Annotated in this window: 10 protein-coding genes, 3 pseudogenes and 2 CRISPR repeat arrays; of the genes and pseudogenes, 11 read left to right on the top strand and 2 right to left on the bottom strand. The window is 46.1% G+C overall.

The window, feature by feature from the left end:
• Nucleotides 1-246: 246 nt before the first annotated feature.
• Nucleotides 247-1,050, bottom strand: a pseudogene (locus tag AC1TPC_RS26075) (SpoVR family protein); the annotation flags it as partial.
• Between the two features lie 147 nt (nt 1,051-1,197).
• On the opposite strand from AC1TPC_RS26075, the gene AC1TPC_RS26070 reads away from it, so the two are divergent.
• The 11 genes and pseudogenes from AC1TPC_RS26070 (at nt 1,198) to tnpC (ending at nt 13,668) form a co-directional block, all read left to right on the top strand.
• Complete coding sequence (locus AC1TPC_RS26070; protein WP_482069642.1) at nt 1,198-1,761, top strand: Uma2 family endonuclease; 564 nt, start codon at nt 1,198-1,200, stop codon at nt 1,759-1,761.
• A gap of 515 nt (nt 1,762-2,276) precedes the next feature.
• Nucleotides 2,277-4,700 carry a CRISPR-associated helicase Cas3' gene (cas3, locus tag AC1TPC_RS26065; RefSeq protein ID WP_482069641.1) on the top strand — a complete coding sequence of 808 codons (2,424 nt, stop codon included), beginning with the start codon at nt 2,277-2,279 and terminating at the stop codon, nt 4,698-4,700.
• Between the two features lie 31 nt (nt 4,701-4,731).
• A complete protein-coding gene (gene cas5c, locus AC1TPC_RS26060) occupies nt 4,732-5,451 on the top strand; it encodes a type I-C CRISPR-associated protein Cas5c (protein ID WP_482069640.1) in 720 nt (239 codons plus the stop codon).
• Entirely contained in the window at nt 5,452-7,377 is a 1,926-nt protein-coding gene (gene cas8c / locus AC1TPC_RS26055) for a type I-C CRISPR-associated protein Cas8c/Csd1 (RefSeq protein WP_482069639.1), read from the top strand.
• Between the two features lies 1 nt (nt 7,378).
• Nucleotides 7,379-8,245, top strand: a complete 867-nt coding sequence (gene cas7c, locus AC1TPC_RS26050) for a type I-C CRISPR-associated protein Cas7/Csd2 (RefSeq protein WP_482069638.1) — start codon at nt 7,379-7,381, stop codon at nt 8,243-8,245.
• A complete protein-coding gene (cas4, locus tag AC1TPC_RS26045) occupies nt 8,232-8,891 on the top strand; it encodes a CRISPR-associated protein Cas4 (RefSeq protein ID WP_482069637.1) in 660 nt (219 codons plus the stop codon). The genes cas7c and cas4 overlap by 14 nt, the downstream gene beginning before the upstream one ends.
• Nucleotides 8,888-9,419 (top strand): annotated as a pseudogene (gene cas1, locus AC1TPC_RS26040) (CRISPR-associated endonuclease Cas1). The gene cas4 and the pseudogene cas1 overlap by 4 nt, the downstream one beginning before the upstream one ends.
• 7 nt (nt 9,420-9,426) lie before the next feature.
• A complete protein-coding gene (gene cas2, locus AC1TPC_RS26035; protein ID WP_482069636.1) occupies nt 9,427-9,717 on the top strand; it encodes a CRISPR-associated endonuclease Cas2 in 291 nt (96 codons plus the stop codon).
• A 181-nt stretch (nt 9,718-9,898) separates the two neighbouring features.
• Nucleotides 9,899-11,202: a CRISPR direct-repeat array (repeat unit 33 nt; unit sequence GTCGCACTCCGTATGGAGTGCGTGGATTGAAAC).
• Between the two features lie 139 nt (nt 11,203-11,341).
• Nucleotides 11,342-11,671: an IS66 family insertion sequence element accessory protein TnpA gene (tnpA, locus tag AC1TPC_RS26030; RefSeq protein ID WP_482069635.1), complete on the top strand. Its 330-nt coding sequence runs from the start codon at nt 11,342-11,344 to the stop codon at nt 11,669-11,671.
• The gene (gene tnpB, locus AC1TPC_RS26025; protein WP_482069634.1) at nt 11,665-12,018 is read left to right on the top strand and encodes an IS66 family insertion sequence element accessory protein TnpB; all 354 of its coding nucleotides are present in this window, start codon (nt 11,665-11,667) and stop codon (nt 12,016-12,018) included. The genes tnpA and tnpB overlap by 7 nt, the downstream gene beginning before the upstream one ends.
• A gap of 72 nt (nt 12,019-12,090) precedes the next feature.
• Nucleotides 12,091-13,668 (top strand): IS66 family transposase, encoded by a 1,578-nt coding sequence (gene tnpC, locus AC1TPC_RS26020; RefSeq protein ID WP_482069633.1) that lies wholly within the window; start codon nt 12,091-12,093, stop codon nt 13,666-13,668.
• A gap of 113 nt (nt 13,669-13,781) precedes the next feature.
• Nucleotides 13,782-16,886: direct repeats of the CRISPR family, unit length 33 nt; unit sequence GTCGCACTCCGTATGGAGTGCGTGGATTGAAAC.
• Nucleotides 16,887-17,577: 691 nt separating this feature from the next.
• Here the strand turns inward: tnpC and AC1TPC_RS26015 are convergent.
• A pseudogene (locus AC1TPC_RS26015) lies at nt 17,578-18,855 on the bottom strand (SpoVR family protein); the annotation flags it as partial.
• Nucleotides 18,856-19,838 lie beyond the last annotated feature (983 nt).

Here is a 19,838-nt window from a genome sequence, read left to right as displayed (position 1 = left end):
CATAATGAAAAATGGGATTAAATGAAAAATCCCCCTACCCAAGTAGGAGGATGCTAATAAAGATGGTTCGAGGAAACCCTTGTCCCATCAGCCTCGGCAAATGCCGAGAGGCTATTTGTATATAAAGGGAGGCGACACCCTTCGACCCCTACCAGGAAAAGCCCGACCTTTAGAAGGTCGAGCTTTTTAAAATTATCTTTTTATTGAAAACAGATCATATAAAAACGAAAGTGAAAATAGCAATGTCTAAACAAACTTCCGACTCGTCTTCTTCCCATCACAACTAAACACGATCTTTTTATCCTCGACGAACGTCTCCAGATGCACGTTTTTCCCCCAAAGCTGAACGACATGAGGCAGCGTGCGCTCCACGTACTTCAGATCGAGCTCCATACCCTCATACTCGTGGATCAAATAAAGCTCACCCACACGATTAAAATCCCCATCCTTAACCATCAAGCTCGGAAAACCGCCGTTCACTTTGGAATAAACGAGCTGATCACGAATGTTCTCCCAAGACTTATCTGTAATCTTCCACTCCGGCCCTTTTTTCTCGAAAATGTACAGATCCAGATCATTGACGAGATCCTTAGTCAAGTAGTTGCGGAGGAAGGAGATGTCGGAATCCAGCTCGCGAACCTCGAACATTTTTTCTCTGCCTTTGCCGGGCACGCATCCGAAGCGTGCTTGCTCTTCCTTGGTAGGATTATCGAACCGCCGTTCGATATCCTCAAATATTTTCAATCCTAAATAATAAGGATTCAAAGTGTGCCGAGACGGCTGGACGACGGAGGAATTCAGCTTGGCGAATTCAATCGTCTCATCGCTAGTGAGATCAAGCTCGCGAATGATTCGCTGATGCCAGTAGGAAGCCCAGCCTTCATTCATAATCTTCGTCTCGATTTACGGCAAGAAGTAGTGCATCACATCGAGCAGCATGGACAGTATTTCCCACTGCCGATCCTGCAGCGTCGGCGAGTATTCCTTGTTGAACCACACGACATCCTTCTCAGGTCGTGGTGGGAAACGTTTGGCGTCAGCCGCTTGCGACTGAGCCGCCGATGCAACGGCAGCAGTCCGATTTCGGGGATCGGGTAATACTGTTGATAATGAACGAGTGGAAATTAGGAACGATCGCTTTGATCATGGTACAATTAGTAAAAGTTCACACGCAAAATCAGAAGGAGGTCGAACATTGTGTCAAATCCAGATGAGAAGAAAACCCATACCTATCAAGATTGGCTGACATGGGACGGATCTTGGGAGTTAATTAATGGCAAAGGATATAATATGTCTCCAGCTCCGACCTCATTGCATCAATTTATTGTAGGAGAGCTTCATTTCGCTCTACGTAATTTCTTCCAGAATCGGAGCTGCTATGTGTTCGTTGCTCCATATGATGTGTTCTTCAGCGAGAGTGAAGATTTTAAGGCACCTGATCACATCACGCAGCCCGATCTTTCGGTCGTTTGCTCAAAGGACCAAATATCCAAGAATGGCTGTCACGGTGCGCCAACTATAATCATTGAAGTACTTTCACCTTCCACTGCATTGAAGGACTTTAATGAGAAGTTTAACTTATATCAAAAGTATGGGGTGCAGGAATATTGGATAGTCGATCATGGGAATCGAACGGTTCATGTATATGCGCTACAGGATGGCAGTTACCAGGTGCGTCATTTATATACGGAGCAGGAAACGATCCAATCTATCGTCTTTAAAGATTTACTAGTGCCTATGAACACGCTGTTCAGACTATAATAACAAACACAATCAGCCGGCGAGATACACTTTCGACCGGTTATTTTTGTCCCCCGATATCAAAGCACCTTGGCGAGACGAAGCCTAGCCTTCGTTCGTAATTTTCGTCTCGATTTGCAGCCATTCATGATACAGGCAATTTTACGGCGTGAGATTTGATATTCTTTTTCTCGCCATTCGAATTTAATTTTTCGTTTGCCAAAGTTATTTCGACTAGCTGTAAAGATATCTGCATCCGCCTGTTCAATTTTTTGCTCCTCATCATTCTCTGCTGGTATGGAGGGATCGAAAGTAATCGCCAAATAGCCTTCTTCTTGATGACAAGATGAGGGTTATTTGGCGATTAGCTTGAATGGAATCTTGTAAAAAAATGTGTAAAGCTATCCGAGATGGTGTATTTCCCAATTATTTTAAAATTAGGAAGGGTCATATCAGTTGATGTCGAATAAATATCATAAGTCTTTTTGCCTAAATAAGTATATAGATGGTCAATTAGTCGTAGTTCAGGAGGCGTTATGGAATATATTGCACATATTCGTCAGAAGGACGGAATAATTCAGACGGTGAAAGAACATTCGCAGGAAGTACAGCAGGGCAGTGAGTATCGTGGCGAGAAGATAGGAGTCCGTCATCTGGCGGGTTTGGCTGGATTATTGCATGACCTTGGGAAAAATACAAATGAATTCAAAACATACATCCAAGAAGCGGTAGCTAATCCAGATGCACCACCTCGCAGAGGCTCTGTTGATCACTCCACAGCAGGTGGCAAATTAATATACTCCCGTTATCATCTTGAGAAATCACCAGTGGAAGACAAGCTAGCTGCGGAGTGGATAGCTAATTGTATTATCTCGCACCATCAAGGATTAAGAGACTTTCTCGATCCCCAATTGACATCACCCGTTCACGAGCGATTAACTTTAAAGAAATTAGATGAGTTCGAACAGGCTAAAGCTGAACTTTTCAAGTATGTTCCAGAGAAAGAATTAGACCAATATTTTTCGAAGGCAAAATCGGAGCTTAAGCATTTACTGGGTGTTATCCAAAAGAATAGCCTGCTGCCTATAGCATCTTCACTGCTTATTAAATTTATATTCAGTTGTATCATTGATGCGGACCGGACCAATACGCGGGAGTTCGAGGAGAGCGAGAAACCGGAGCCGCCACTGGACAGCTCGGCATTCTTTCAAAGAAGCTATGAGGCTTTGATGAACAAGCTTCGGGAGATGGATCAGGCGGATGATGCAGACCATTCGATTAATCGCTTGAGAAGAGAAATGTCCCTTCAATGTGATTTGTTTGCTCAACGGCAATCCGGAATTTACTCGTTGTCTATTCCTACCGGAGGCGGAAAGACGCTGGCGAGCCTGCGTTATGCTTTGAAACATGCAACAATCTACAGCAAGCATCGAATTATATACATTGTTCCTTATACAACAATTATTGAACAGAACGCAGCTGAAATTAGAGAGATTTTACAGGAAAACGATATGATTCTGGAACATCACTCCAATGTCATAGAGGAAAGTGATTCTGAGGATGAGCATTATAACGTTCGCAAGAAGAGGATAAGGCTTGCTAGAGATAATTGGGATCGCCCGGTTATATTTACGACGATGGTGCAGTTCTTGAATACGATTTATGCTAAGGGAACACGAAATGTTCGGAGAATGCACCAGTTGTCGAATGCTGTAATTATATTTGATGAGGTTCAGTCTGTGCCTGTCAAATGCATCTCTTTATTTAATGCGGCAGTAAATTTCCTGCATATATTAGGTCGCTCAAGTGTGTTGTTGTGTACGGCTACTCAGCCTACGTTGGACTACGTGAAAAATAAGCTTCATATTTCGAAAGATGCTGAAATGATCGAGAATCTAGATGAGGTGGGTGAGAACTTTAAACGCGTAAATATATGCGACCTCACGACAACGCTCGGATGGGATGCCGAACAGCTTGCCAACTTTGTTCAGGAGCGAATGAATGAGGTAAACAGCGTCCTTGTTATTCTGAATACGAAGACGGCTGTGCGCAAGCTGTTTGATAGATTAGCAAGCGAAGAGTGGCTGAAGGAAAGCGGTGTAAGTGTGATCCACTTGAGTACGAATATGTGTGCGGCTCACCGCAAAGATAAATTGTCAAAGCTGAAGCAGTCGCTTGAGTTGAGAGAGCGAGTTATCTGTGTCAGTACGCAGCTTATAGAAGCCGGAGTGAATATTAGTTTTGAATGCGTCATTCGTTCTCTGGCCGGCTTGGATTCGATAGCGCAGGCAGCGGGGAGATGCAACCGCCACGGCAAAGATGAAATTCGTAATGTGTATATCGTTAAATCTGCCGATGAATCGCTGAGCAAGCTGCCAGAAATTAAGATTGGAGCAGAACAAACACAACGACTATTAGGAGAATTTAAAAAGGAGCCTGAACGCTATGATTATGATTTGTTGTCGGCGTCAGCTATGAAGGCTTATTTTGAATATTATTTCCACTATATCAAAGATGAGATGCATTATAGGGTCCCGAAGCTGGACAAAAATCTTTTTGATTTGTTAAATCACAATAAAGCTTATTTTGAAGGTTATAAAAACAAGCATGGTAAATATCCCGAAATTTTAAGCCGTACATCTTTTGCAACCGCTGAGCAATACTTCGAGGCTATTAGCAGTTCAGCCAAATCAGTTCTGGTGCCTTACAACGACGAAGCTATGAGTTTAATACTGGCGCTTAACGGAGAGCTTCAAGCTAGAGAGCTTGGCGTGCTGCTTCAGAAGCTTCAGCAATATGTAGTCAACATGTATGACTATGAGTTGAAAAAGCTTGAGAAAAATGGTGATCTCTATCATCTCATGCATGGTCATGTTATGGCGCTTCGCGAAACAGCATATTCTGAGCAGTTTGGAGTCGAAGCAAATGGAGAAGGCGAATGGCAGACGGTGATGATTTAAGTGGACTATTTATAAGAAGGGAGGTGATTGAATGCGAAACCAAATAGAGTTTGAGGTTTATGGAAGCTACGGACTCTTTACCGATCCGTTAACCAAACTTGGAGGAGAGAAATTCTCCTATCAGATCCCTACTTACCAAGCATTGAAGGGAATTGTTGAAAGCGTATATTGGAAGCCGACTTTGATTTGGTATATCGATGAGGTTAGAGTCATGCGTCCTATTCAGACTGAGTCCAAAGGTATTCGTCCCATTGAGTATAACGGCGGAAATACGCTGGCCTACTATACATACCTGAAAGACGTGAAATATCAAGTACGAGCTCATTTTGAATTCAACCCCCATCGTGAAGAATTGAATTACGACCGTAACGAACATAAGCATCACAACATTGCAAAGCGGGCTGTGCAGGCAGGAGGACGCAGAGATATTTTTCTAGGTTCGCGTGAATGTCAGGGTTATGTTGAGCCTATCATCTTCGGCGAAGGAGAAAGCTTCTATGATGCTGTTCCGGAGATTGATTTCGGTATGATGGTACATGGTATCAGCTATCCTGGTGAAACGGGAAGGAATGAGCGGGAAACCCGCTTATGGAGGGCCAAGATGGAATATGGCGTCATACGGTTTATCCGTCCAGAACAATGCACGATAGTGCGAAAGACAGGGGAGGGAACGGCGAAAGCATTTGATTCAGCTAGTATGCAGCCTGTAGACGACTTGTACGAAGAAATATTTCCGGATGGAGGAGAGTGAATGAGTTGGCTCGCTAATCTGCACAAGACATATGAAGATCATGCACATGCGATTGGACTGTTTGAAAAAAAGAGAAATGATCGGGAATATGCGTTAATTCCTATTTCTCATACAACACAGAGTGCTCATATTGAGGTGTCACTCGATGGGCAGGGGAGCTTTATCTCGGCTAAAGTAATTGACAAGAGCGAGGGTAGCACCATTATTCCATGTACAGAGGCGTCAGCAAGCCGGACAAGTTCTCCTGTACCCCATCCTTTATTTGACAAGCTGGTATATGTAGCAGGCGACTTTGTCCATTATTGCGGAGAAGTCAAAGGAACGCCTTATGAAGATTATATGATGCAATTGCGTTCATGGTGTGCTTCTCCTTTTACTCATTCCAAGGTGGAGAGCATCTATACGTATCTTAATAAAAGAACACTAATGGCGGATTTAATTTCGAACAAAGTTCTCTGGGTCGACGATCAACAGAAGCTGATCGATAAGTGGACAACGGCGATGGAAGAGAAGTACGGTGAAAAACCTGAAATTTTTAAAGTAATCGCCTCTGAACAAAGCTCCGCTTTTGTCCGGTTTGCTGTGCAAGTGTCGGGGGAAGTAGAATCCAGGTTGTGGCGTGACCGCTCCGTCCAGCAATCCTTTATTCAATTTTATGAAATGAAAATGACGGAAATGGACTTATGTTATGTAACGGGCAAACAGCTTCCATATGCAGACAAGCATGCGTCCCGCATACGAAATTCGGCTGATAAATCCAAGCTTATTTCAGCCAATGATAAGGATGGCTTCACATTTCGAGGCAGATTCCGAAGCAGCCGCGATGCGGCGGTGGTCGGATACGAAGTATCACAGAAAGCGCATAATGCGTTAAAGTGGCTGATTGACAGACAATCCTTCACGATAGACGGCAAAGTGTTTCTGGTATGGGGAACAGGGAATTTGGATGTTCCGGACCCTTTCGGCGATGCGTACAGTTTGTATCAGGATGAGGATGAGGATCAAGCAGTCGGGGACGGAACGCATAAGGAATTTGCGAATCAGGTCCGATTAGCAATTGGCGGCTATCGCTATGATAGCGAATATCAATCCAATGTCATCATTATGGTGCTGGATGCAGCTACACCGGGTCGAATGTCCATCGTCTATTATCGTGATATGAACAAGGAACTGTTTTTAGATCGTTTGCAGGGTTGGCATGAAACCTGCTCTTGGTTGCATCGATACAGAAAAGACAAGGACAATCGGATCATATCATTTATTGGAGCTCCGGCAACGCGCGATATTGCATTTGCCGCATACGGTCCGCGAACGAATGAGAAGATTGTTAAGGGCCTGATTGAACGGATGCTCCCGTCGATTATCGACGGGCGCAAGATTCCGCTAGATATTGTACGGAGTGTTGTTAGCCGTGCTTCCAATCCGGTAGGGATGGAACCATGGGAATGGGAGAAGACACTAAGTATTGCCTGTGCTTTAATCAATAAAACATTCGAGAAGGAGGGCTTCGGGGTGAGTTTGAACACGGAAAGCACAGATCGTAATTATTTGTTCGGCAGGATGTTGGCGATTGCTGATGTTTTGGAGAGAAGGGCTCTCGGTCGGGATGAGAAACGGACCTCTAACGCGGTGCGCTATATGAATGCTTTTGCACAACGTCCTGGTCGAACATGGACCATCATTCAGTCAAACATTCAGCCTTATCAGGCGAGATCAGGTAAAGATTTGAGCTATTATAGTCGCCTTCTGGATGAGGTTGGCGCTAAGCTGCAACTGGAGGATTTTACAGATAAACCACTTAGCGGGTTGTACCTGCTTGGATTTTATAGTCAGCGCTATGATTTATATACAAGCAAGAAGGACAAGGAAGATAGAGAAGCAGATGCCGAGCTGGATTATGAAAATAATGAACAGGGAGAGATTTAAAATGAGCATACTTGATCACAAGGTAGATTTTGCTGTTGTATTATCCGTCCGCAATGCCAATCCGAATGGCGATCCATTAAACGGGAATCGTCCTAGACAAAACTATGACGGTCGTGGTGAAATTTCTGATGTTTGCATCAAAAGAAAGATTCGAAATCGGCTGCAGGATATGGGCGAATCGATTCTTGTACAGTCCGATGAAAGACGTGTTGATGCTTATCGCAGCATTAAGGACCGTGTAGATGCGAATGCTGATGTTCAGGAATTTGCGAAAGGAAAGAAACAGAACAATGAGCTTTATGCTCAGGCGGCATGCAACTCATGGATAGATGTGCGAAGCTTTGGACAAGTATTTGCTTTTAGCGGCTCTGATGTGTCGGTTGGCATTCGAGGCCCGGTATCGATTCACACGGCAGTAAGCTTGGATTCGATAGATATTTCCAGCATGCAGATTACAAAGAGTGTGAATGCTGTAACGCAAAAGGATCCCAACAAGAAGAGCTCCGATACAATGGGAATGAAGCATAGAGTGGATTTTGGCGTGTATGTATTCTACGGAAGCATTAATACGCAGTTGGCCGAGAAAACGGGGTTTACGTATGAGGATGCTGAGAAAATCCGGGAATCGCTAAGGACATTGTTCGAGAATGACACATCTTCCGCGCGTCCTGATGGAAGCATGGAAGTTCATCAGCTTTACTGGTGGGAGCATCAGTCCAAGATGGGACAGTACTCGTCAGCCAAGGTGCATCGTTCTCTGCAAATCAGGTTGAAAGAACATATTACGGAAGCAAAATCGATTGACGATTATAGCTGCACACTTTTGCCGCTGGAAGGCTTGAAAGCTCAAGAGTATGCAGGTCTATAACGAAGAGGATTATTTGCTTCTATCAGGGATTCAGCATTTCAACTTTTGCAGAAGGCAATGGGCACTGATACATATTGAGCAGCAATGGGAAGAAAATGTTCGAACAGTGGAAGGCGCTCATCTGCACAGAAAGGCGGATCAGCCTTTTATCCGTGAAAAAAGAGGGGATAAGCTGATCGTTCGTGCATTGCCGGTTCAGTCGAGGCAACTCGGAATCACAGGAATTTGTGATGTGGTGGAGTTTATCCGTCATTCCGAAGGAATTTCGCTTGCGGGGGAGGAAGGGTTATACCTACCTTACCCTGTTGAATATAAGCGTGGCAAGCCGAAGAAGGATGACTCCGACCGCTCTCAGCTAATCGCCCAGATGATGTGTTTAGAGGAAATGCTGGTTTGTGATCTGACGCACGGTTTCCTCTATTACGATGAGATTAAGCATAGAGTTGAGGTTCAGGTGACTGAAGAGGACAGAGCGAAGATTAAGAAAAGCTTGGAGGAAATGCATCATTATTTTCAAAGAAATCATACGCCTAAAGCTAAGACGGGGCCTCACTGCCAAAGCTGTTCTTTGAACATAGTTTGCTTGCCTGAAATGCTGAATCGAAAAACAGTCTCAAGTTTCATTGAAAGCAGGTTGCATGAATGAAAAAGCTGCTGAATACCCTCTTCGTTACAATGCCGGATACATACTTGTCACTTGATGGTGAGAATATTGTTGTCAAGAAAGAAGAAGAGGTTCTAGCACGCTACCCTTTGCATAATCTGGAAGCTGTGTGTACGTTTGGGTATGCAGGTGTTAGCCCTGCTCTGATGGGGGCGTGTGCTTTACGTTGGGTTTTTGCATAGAGACAGACCGGGAAGAGCTTCACTAGCGCTGGATATGATGGAGGAGCTTAGAGGAGTGTATGCAGATCGGCTTGTCCTTTCTCTGATTAATAAAAAAATCATTAATGATAAAGGTTTTTACAGGAAAGAAAACGGTGCTGTCATGATGGATGATGATACGAAAAAAAAAGTAATAAAAGCATGGCAGGAACGAAAGCAGGAAAAAATTATGCACCCTTATTTAAATGAAAAAATACCATGGGGACTGATACCCTACGCGCAGGCCTTGCTCTTGGCCAGACATATTCGTGGCGATTTGGATGAGTATCCTCCATTCTTGTGGAAGTAGGTGTATTTTGTTAATTCTTATTACTTATGATGTAAGTACAACAGACCGGGATGGAAGGAGAAGGCTGTCGAGGGTGGCCCGAAAGTGTTTGGATCACGGTCAAAGGGTTCAAAATTCCGTGTTTGAATGTATCCTCGATTCAACTCAGTTTCGACAGTTGAAGTATGAATTGGAAGAGCTGATTGATAAGGAAACGGATAGCTTGCGTTATTACAATTTGGGTGACAATTACAAAACCAAAGTCGAGCATATCGGGACAAAAGAATCCTATGACATGGAAAGTCCATTAATTTTGTGAGGTGCGAATGTGATGCTCCCATGAAATCCCGGGTTCTTTCGCACCCTGAATTTTGTCGAAAGTCATCCCAAGTTACTTGTATTGAAAAAAGTCAATCGTCGATTAAGACTTCTTTAGTATGATTAATGTGAAAATACAATCAATTGATGCTTACTGTGCATGAATGATAGGTATTTTCGCTGTCGCACTCCGTATGGAGTGCGTGGATTGAAACTATTGGTGCTAGGGATCATCTTCTCGCCTACGATCGTCGCACTCCGTATGGAGTGCGTGGATTGAAACATCAATATCAAAAAACTTTTTTAATCCAGGCGACGTCGCACTCCGTATGGAGTGCGTGGATTGAAACTCTGATAACGAAGTGAAGCATGGCCTGATCGTCGGTCGCACTCCGTATGGAGTGCGTGGATTGAAACTTGGATATGGGCGAGTTAGAAGCGTACGGCAAAACGTCGCACTCCGTATGGAGTGCGTGGATTGAAACACAACAAGCAGAGGAACACGACATACAACCTCGGTCGCACTCCGTATGGAGTGCGTGGATTGAAACTCCATAAACTTTGTGACGTGACAGCCTTCCGCAAGTCGCACTCCGTATGGAGTGCGTGGATTGAAACAAACCATCGATTGCATCTTTAAGGTCATTAATTGTCGCACTCCGTATGGAGTGCGTGGATTGAAACTTTGCTGGCGCGAGCTTTTCCAATAACTTTGCTTGTCGCACTCCGTATGGAGTGCGTGGATTGAAACCTCACTCTCTTCGCGATGATCGGGACGACTTACCGTCGCACTCCGTATGGAGTGCGTGGATTGAAACCGATCTGCTCCCCAAATCTCATTAACTTGATCTTGTCGCACTCCGTATGGAGTGCGTGGATTGAAACCATCCAAGGATTTCAGCAGCTTCGGATACACCGAGTCGCACTCCGTATGGAGTGCGTGGATTGAAACCGTAAGGTTGACGAGGTAGTAGGTGGTCATACTGCGTCGCACTCCGTATGGAGTGCGTGGATTGAAACATTTCATCATTCGAAAAATTACTAGAATCGCAAGTCGCACTCCGTATGGAGTGCGTGGATTGAAACTTGGCAGAATAAACGGCGTACTGAAAGGGTTCAAGTCGCACTCCGTATGGAGTGCGTGGATTGAAACCCACCAGCTGCATTAAGCCGAACTTCTTGCGAGGTCGCACTCCGTATGGAGTGCGTGGATTGAAACTTTCAAAGCATCCACACTGGTTTGAAGCGCAATAGTCGCACTCCGTATGGAGTGCGTGGATTGAAACACCCATACTTTTACCTGGCCGTACATTCTCATAGTCGCACTCCGTATGGAGTGCGTGGATTGAAACTCCTATGGCGTTGCACTTGGTATGGGTATCGTCGTCGCACTCCGTATGGAGTGCGTGGATTGAAACCAGGCTGAAAATACAATCATGACGAGCGTTAATGAGTCGCACTCCGTATGGAGTGCGTGGATTGAAACGGTTAGATTGGAACGATGTCGCTCCAGCTTATGAAGTCGCACTCCGTATGGAGGTAAGCGTCAAACTCTCCCCACCTTCGAATCAAGCAATCGTTATGAGATAATCCTCCTCAATAGCCCTTCAGAGGAGGAATTTTCTATGAGCAGACAAGAAATTCGAATGAAATGGGAAGCTCGAGTCGAGGCATTCCGTACCAGTGGCGAAAAGACAACGCATTGGTGCAAAGCCAATCAAATCGACCGCCGTCAGCTTTACGCTTGGATGAAGAAGCTGGATGAGTCGCCCACGCCTTCTTCAGTTAAACAGGCGACCTTCATTCCTGTTCAGGTGACTCCTGATGTGAAGCCTGAGTCGTGCCGTGCTCTTCGTATTCGGATCGGCTCTACCGTCATAGAAGTCGATGCAGGATTTGAGCCCGCCTTGCTCCGCGAGGTCGTTCGCGCACTGGAGGCCGATCGGATATGTTAAGCGAAATCACGTCAAAGCCCGTCTATCTAGCTTGTGGCAGCACGGATTTACGCAAATCCATCGACGGCCTTGCCGCCCTCGTTCAGGAAGGACTCGGGATGAGTCCCTTCTCTCCGTCACTGTTCGTCTTCTGCAACTGCGAACGTAACAAACTTAAAATATTGTACTGGGAGCACAACGGTTTCTGGTTGTACTACCGCAGGCTCGAACGCGGCACGTTCCAGTGGCCGCAGGCAAACGGAAAACCTGTTGCGATCACAAACCGCGAGCTTCGCTGGCTGCTTGATGGGCTATCGCTTAGTCAGCGGCAGGCGCATCCGAAAGTACGGGCTAAAGTGGTCATTTAACAAATCATACCTTACGCAAATCGTCATATCTGGCAGCAGGTACTCACCGGTGCGGTATCGAAATCATACGGTATGAAAAAGCGAACGGAAACCCCTAACCCCGAAATACTCCAACAGCAAATTTCGAAGCAGGCGCAGCAAATCGCTGAGTTGTCCACGAAGCTCAAGTGGTACGAAGAGCAGTTTCGCTTAGCTCAGCAGAAGCGCTTCGGCGCTTCCAGCGAGAAGACACATCCCGACCAACTGGAGATGAATCTGTTTAACGAAGCCGAAGTGCTTGCCGCGTCTACTCCTCAGGAGCCAGATGTCGAGACCGTCACGTACAATCGGAAGAAAAGCGCTGGCAACCGGGAAGCCAAGCTGGATCAGTTCCCAATCGAGACGATCCTCTACTCCTTGCCGGAGTCTGAGCAGGTCTGCTCGTGCTGTGGCGGCGGACTCCATGAGATGAGCACCGAGACGCGTAATGAGATTGCGGTCATTCCAGCGGAAGTGAAAGTTGTCCGTCATGTGCGTCAGGTCTACGCTTGCCGTCACTGCGAGCGAGAAGAGATCCGCACGCCGATCGTAACAGCACCTATGCCAAAGCCGATTCAACCAGGAAGTCTGGCATCCCCGTCCATTGTGGCGCATGTCATGAGCCAGAAGTATGTGGACAGCCAGCCGCTCTATCGTCAAGAGCAACAGTTCGCTCGGCTGGGGCTTACGTTATCACGCCAAACGCTGGCGAACTGGATGATCTACGGATCGGAGCAGTGGCTGTCGCTTCTTACAGACCGTATGCGTGTTCAACTGCTCCAGAAAGACATTTTGCATGCCGACGAGACGACCTTGCAAGTCCTGCACGAACCCGGCAAGGCCGCCTCTTCGAACTCGTACTTGTGGCTGTACCGAACGGGGCGCACCGATGCGCCAATCGTCCTCTACGACTACCGGCCGACGCGCGGCGGCGAGCACCCGAGGAACTTCCTCCAAGGTTTCAGCGGCTACCTGCACGTCGATGGCTATTCCGGCTATCACAAAATTAAAGATGTGACACTTGTGGGATGCTGGGCCCATGCGCGCCGCAAGTTTGACGAGGCATTAAAAGCGTTGCCGCCCACGCAGGACAAGACGGCGACCGCTGCCCAGCAAGGGCTTGCCTTCTGTAACCAGCTATTCGCGATCGAGCGCGACCTGGCCAAGGAGACAGCAGAAGAACGTTACAACATCCGACAGGAGCGAAGTCTCCCTATTTTGGATGCTTATTTGGTATGGCTGAAGCAGCAGCGTTCGCGTACATTGCCGAAGAGCAAGCTCGGAGAGGCGATCACCTACAGTATCAATCAGTGGGAGAAGCTTACGGTGTTCCTGAAAGACGGACGGCTTGAGTTGGACAACAATCGGAGCGAACGCGCGATTAAACCATTCGTCATCGGTCGAAAGAATTGGCTGTTTGCCAATACACCGCGCGGTGCAAAGGCAAGTGCAACCATCTACAGCATCATCGAAACAGCGAAGGAGAATGGATTAAATCCGTTCAAATACCTTCAGTATCTCTTTGAACAGCTGCCTCAGCTAGCCGATCCCAAAGATCAGAATGCACTGGACAATTTGCTTCCTTGGTCGTCGTGGCTGCCGCTAACTTGCCACGTATTTAAACAAGAGTAAACATGCAAAGAGCAGCCCTCATCTTATTTACAAGGTGGGGGCTATTTGACGCTTACGTATGGAGTGCGTGGATTGAAACCGATCACATTGAGCATCACCGCGAGTATGATCGGGTCGCACTCCGTATGGAGTGCGTGGATTGAAACAATATGCACCATTCCCCAGCCCCCATAAATCACCGTCGCACTCCGTATGGAGTGCGTGGATTGAAACGTACCCTCTACCATGACGGCACATTCGGCCAGGGGTCGCACTCCGTATGGAGTGCGTGGATTGAAACAGACAAATGGCCGGCAGTATTAAATCCAGTTACTGTCGCACTCCGTATGGAGTGCGTGGATTGAAACTATCGATGATCTCTGAAGATTTGTACGAGGTCATGTCGCACTCCGTATGGAGTGCGTGGATTGAAACCTGTAAATTGCACAGTAATATCTGTACACTGCGTGTCGCACTCCGTATGGAGTGCGTGGATTGAAACTCTCAAACCCACCAGCTTGGACCGTGTAAACCGTGTCGCACTCCGTATGGAGTGCGTGGATTGAAACAAGTAGTCCTGTTTGGTTACATCGGCAGCATAGCTGGTCGCACTCCGTATGGAGTGCGTGGATTGAAACAGACGGAATATTCGATGTTTATTGCCGCAGCGCGTCGCACTCCGTATGGAGTGCGTGGATTGAGACATAGATCGGGTCTGACTCCGCATGTACAGCCACAGTCGCACTCCGTATGGAGTGCGTGGATTGAAACCGAACGGGAACGGCTTCGCGAGCGCTGGACTGAGTCGCACTCCGTATGGAGTGCGTGGATTGAAACTAGTCGGAGCATGTCCTGATTCTGTGTAAGCAGGTCGCACTCCGTATGGAGTGCGTGGATTGAAACAAACGCATGTAATCATCATCAATCTTCTGACTAGTCGCACTCCGTATGGAGTGCGTGGATTGAAACTTATGATCAAATACGAAGTTTAAACGATCCATAGTCGCACTCCGTATGGAGTGCGTGGATTGAAACTACAATGGTATATCCACCAGCATCCACACTAGCAGTCGCACTCCGTATGGAGTGCGTGGATTGAAACAACAAAAGCTAGAAATTTTTTTATGGGATATGGGTCGCACTCCGTATGGAGTGCGTGGATTGAAACTGTAAAAAAATTCGCTGAAGAATTCAACTTCCGGTCGCACTCCGTATGGAGTGCATGGATTGAAACATTGAACACAACGAAGGTGGATTGAAACGACTGCCTTTTGCAAAGCGGCAAGCTTCGCTTCAGTCGCACTCCGTATGGAGTGCGTGGATTGAAACGTCGATCTCCGGCATCGCTTCTTCGTTGATCCCAGGTCGCACTCCGTATGGAGTGCGTGGATTGAAACCAGAGCGTTATCGCAAATGTTTTTTTAGATCAAGTCGCACTCCGTATGGAGTGCGTGGATTGAAACTATGATGTTGATTGCAGTTATCATTTTGCTCATGTCGCACTCCGTATGGAGTGCGTGGATTGAAACTACTACCTTGTAAGCAGGAGGGTGCCTACCCCTCGGTCGCACTCCGTATGGAGTGCGTGGATTGAAACCTTTGCTTGGCATCTGCAATCATCTCCAATCATTGTTGCACTCCGTATGGAGTGCGTGGATTGAAACGGTAACGGCTGCTGACGTCGTGACGATCGACGTCGTCGCACTCCGTATGGAGTGCGTGGATTGAAACCAGCAACGCCGAAACTATCAATCATCTTTTGAAAGTCGCACTCCGTATGGAGTGGATGGATTGAAACATAGATGCATCGAGCCTTTAGCTGAGCGCATTGAGTCGCACTCCGTATGGAGTGCGTGGATTGAAACAAACCATGCACTCATGCACTAGCACCTCCGGTCATGTCGCACTCCGTATGGAGTGCGTGGATTGAAACAATTTTATATTTGAATGCCTACGAATCGCCCGCCGTCGCACTCCGTATGGAGTGCGTGGATTGAAACAGTATTCGCGCGCCGCGAACATAAATTCTATTTGTCGCACTCCGTATGGAGTGCGTGGATTGAAACATGAATTGAAAACCTTGAAGCATGTAAGCGAACTTGTCGCACTCCGTATGGAGTGCGTGGATTGAAACATAGATGTATGTGTAGTAGACGATGCAGGATGAGTCGCACTCCGTATGGAGTGCGTGGATTGAAACTGTGGAATGGCGTGTGAAAAGCGATTTGTCTTTGTCGCACTCCGTATGGAGTGCGTGGATTGAAACCTATGGTGTGCGCTCGCTCGGTCGCCCTATCGCCTGTCGCACTCCGTATGGAGTGCGTGGATTGAAACACCGTTGGAGTCGGTGAATCTTTTTTTTATGCCGTCGCACTCCGTATGGAGTGCGTGGATTGAAACTACGGTCCTTTGCAGTGATCGCCGCTCAGAAGCGTCGCACTCCGTATGGAGTGCGTGGATTGAAACCCTTGGTATTGCTTGCAATGATCTGGGCTTATTTGTCGCACTCCGTATGGAGTGCGTGGATTGAAATAATTGTCCGATGATCGAGCAGAGGAAGCTGTGAGTCGCACTCCGTATGGACATGTCGTTGCCATTGATGATTAGTCGCACTCCGTATGGAGTGCGTGGATTGAAACAAGTCTTTGCAACACCGTCCATTAATCGGCTAGGTCGCACTCCGTATGGAGTGCGTGGATTGAAACGCTTCAGCAATTATCTGACGAGCTTTTTCACTGGCGTCGCACTCCGTATGGAATGCGTGGATTGAAACTGGCCAGCTACTGGATCCGGATCGTCAGCAGGAGGTCGCACTCCGTATGGAGTGCGTGGATTGAAACAATATTGTTTGATGCAGCAAGTGGAGCGCTGTGATCGCACTCCCTATGGAGTGCGTGGATTGAAACCGTCATGGCTTTCAAGTTTTCAAGCTTGGCGAGGTCGCACTCCGTTTGGAGTGCATGGATTGAAACTGCAGGAAAATCCGGATTGAATTTTGTATACGAGTCGCACTCCGTATGGAGTGCGTGGATTGAAACAGGATACGCCGGGACTCATTCCTGATTTACTTGTGTCGCACTCCGTATGGAGTGCGTGGTTTGAAACTCTTTGCTGGTGCCTTTTACATGTATAACAACCGTCGCACTTCGTGTAGAGTGCGTGGATTGAAACGTACTGAAATGGTTATAGGCATAATGCCCTTCATTGTCGCACTCCGTGTGGAGTGCGTCGATTGAAACGTAATCATATCGAATGTGAACGTCAAATAGGCCCCACCTAGCGTTCAAAACGGGGCCTATTTGACGTTCACCAATCAACTGGAAAAAATAGAATAAAGTCTGCCGTTTGTGCAAGCAAAGGGATGTGCTTCGTCCACAACGTACGAAGCCACTTGCCAACAATCGCATTATCACGGCTAATCCAATGTGGGAGACCTATATTAAATAGTGATGATTAGTGGCGAATACCGCCCAAAACGCCGAATAAAAACGCTCACATCGGATTGTATAATTCTATCATAGAGGATGAGTGCTACGCATGTGTTGAGTCTTACCCGCAGGTTTATGAGGATGAAACGTCATGAGTGAGTTTAGTCTAGGACATCGAGGAGTTGTTTGCACTCGAAACGCCTCCTGCTTATTTGATCGCAGACCGCTTAGGGATCGTAAACTATGCTTGGTTATCGTACGATAGTGTACATGACGACTCATCGTTTTTCCAAGGGGTAACTCAAATATAAATGAAACGATTAATGTCCGACATCGACAGAGTTTTATTTTAGTTTACCAATAAAATATTTTGTATTTAAGGGCAGGAAACCCCCTTCAAATGCTATACCGGGAAAAACCCGACCTTTGCAATGTCGGGTTTTCTAACATATCGTTTTTATTGAAAACAAATTATATAAAACGAAAGAGAAAGTATCAATGTCTAAACAAACTTCCGACTCGTCTTCTTCCCATCACAGCTAAACACGATCTTTTTATCCTCGACGAACGTCTCCAGATGCACGTTTTTCCCCCAAAGCTGAACGACATGAGGCAGGGTTCGTTCCACGTACTTCAGATCGAGCTCCATACCCTCATACTCGTGGATCAAATAAAGCTCACCCACACGATTAAAATCCCCATCCTTAACCATCAGGCTCGGAAACCCGCCATTGACTTTAGAATAAACAAGCTGGTCGCGAATGTTCTCCCAAGACTTATCGGTAATTTTCCACTCGGGCCCTTTTTTCTCGAAAATGTAGAGATCCAGATCGTTGACCAGTTCCTTAGTCAAGTAGTTGCGGAGGAAGGAGATGTCGGAATCCAGCTCGCGAACCTCGAACATTTTTTCTCTGCCTTTGCCGGGCACGCGTCCGAAGCGAGCTTGCTCTTCTTTTGTCGGATTATCGAACCGGCGCTCGATATCCTCAAATATTTTCAATCCTAAATAATAAGGATTCAAAGTGTGCCGAGACGGCTGGACGACGGAGGAGTTCAGCTTGGCGAATTCAATCGTTTCATCACTGGTCAAATCAAGCTCGCGTATGATTCGCTGATGCCAATAGGAAGCCCAGCCCTCATTCATAATCTTCGTCTCGATTTGCGGCCAGAAGTATAGCATCTCATCGCGCAGCATGGATAGGATATCCCGCTGCCAATCCTGCAGCGTCGGCGAGTATTCCTCAATAAACCACACGACATCCTTCTCGGGACGCGGCGGAAAACGTTTGGCGTCAGCAGCCTGCGATTCAGCAGCGGATGCAGCGGCAGCTGTCCGATCGGGATCAAGATTCCATAGATCGTCATAAGATGACGCTGGGATGTTCCATTCAGAGCGCTCGCTGTCTTTTTGAACCATTTCGATGTAGCGTTTCTTATCTAACTGATAAGGTTTAATGAGCGTAGGATCGACATGCTCTTGAATAGCGAGAATGGCATCAATAAATTTCTCAACGGCATCCGTGCCGTAGTCCATTTCATATTGATGGATGCGCTCGGCAGTAGCAGACATGCTCTCCACCATGTTGCGGTTGGTCACACCGAAGCGGGCATTATTTTTGAAAAAATCGCAATGTGCCAGTACATGGGCGACGATAAGCTTATTTTGGATCAAGGAATTGCCATCAAGTAGGAAAGCATAGCAGGGGTTGGAGTTGATGACGAGCTCGTAAATTTTGCTTAGTCCAAAATCGTACTGCATCTTCATCTTGTTAAAGGTTTTAGTGACCTACCTACAACAAACCATGCAAGCATAGCCCTCTGCCGTACCCAGCAGAATAAGGGCTCTTTCTCGTTCCTCCTCTTCTTATTGATCTCCTCCCTCCTGTACGATTTATCCCATTATGATCCATGCTGCAGCAGTTGAAACGAAACTTTCTCATTCATTTTTGTACACTTTCCTATGTGGTTTTCAGTAGTCAGGGATGAAGCATGCTACTTTCGAATAAAAACAGATAAAAAATCGCTGAGACTATTGACTGCTATAGGAGAGTGGATTTTATCAAGCTCATTTTTTTATTTTGTCTGTTTTTATAGTTGTTGTTTGCAAACATGTCCGTTTACATTCGGCAAAATATGAGTGTGTTCGTTTTTATTCGTCAAAATCAGCTGAAATTAGCAAGGGCTATAGGATCTGATGAAGTGTAATCGTTTGATCTTTTAATCGTTATAAGTTATAAACGGTTTCATCATCAATGCTTTGATGTGAAAAAGAAATCACCTGCTTAAAATTGGAACGGACACAAGATGGAGTGAGGTTGAGCTGATCTAAAGTATTGACTGGGGGCTTCCACTTTTCAAAGAAAGGTGGAAAATGGGGAGTCTGTATCGGGTTCTGACAGAACAATTAACTTATATGATCAAATTTCACCTTCCTATGATCTGCAATTCAAGGTGTAGATTTCCATTAAAGGTTGAAAGCTAGTCAGTTTTCATTATAAAGCAGCTAATTCAGTAACTAAAATAAAATATGATTAACAGACTTTTGGGTTCCATAACTTAAATTAGAATTATTTTTCGTGTTATTTCTTTACTACCCCCATATATTGTTATCTTATAACGAAATATTTTCTTCGTTAGCATATCTTTGAAAAGGAGCCATTCCTGTAATGAAGTAATTTGAGCTTTGAAAGAAAAAAGCGCCTCTAGTATACTGGGAAACGTTCCGGCAAGAACTAAACCCACATACGAAAAGAGGCACTCACT

The organism is Paenibacillus sp. Y280 (assembly GCF_056786335.1).
Note: the sequence above shows the minus strand (reverse complement) of the source record. Positions and strands in the feature narration are given on the sequence as shown.

Excerpts from the sequence above, each read along its gene's own strand:
- cas3 (WP_482069641.1), top strand. The coding sequence starts at position 2,277 with ATGGAATATATTGCACATATTCGTCAGAAGGACGGAATAATTCAGACG.
- cas5c (WP_482069640.1), top strand. The coding sequence starts at position 4,732 with ATGCGAAACCAAATAGAGTTTGAGGTTTATGGAAGCTACGGACTCTTT.
- cas8c (WP_482069639.1), top strand. The coding sequence starts at position 5,452 with ATGAGTTGGCTCGCTAATCTGCACAAGACATATGAAGATCATGCACAT.
- cas7c (WP_482069638.1), top strand. The coding sequence starts at position 7,379 with ATGAGCATACTTGATCACAAGGTAGATTTTGCTGTTGTATTATCCGTC.
- cas4 (WP_482069637.1), top strand. The coding sequence starts at position 8,232 with ATGCAGGTCTATAACGAAGAGGATTATTTGCTTCTATCAGGGATTCAG.
- tnpA (WP_482069635.1), top strand. The coding sequence starts at position 11,342 with ATGAGCAGACAAGAAATTCGAATGAAATGGGAAGCTCGAGTCGAGGCA.
- tnpB (WP_482069634.1), top strand. The coding sequence starts at position 11,665 with ATGTTAAGCGAAATCACGTCAAAGCCCGTCTATCTAGCTTGTGGCAGC.
- tnpC (WP_482069633.1), top strand. The coding sequence starts at position 12,091 with ATGAAAAAGCGAACGGAAACCCCTAACCCCGAAATACTCCAACAGCAA.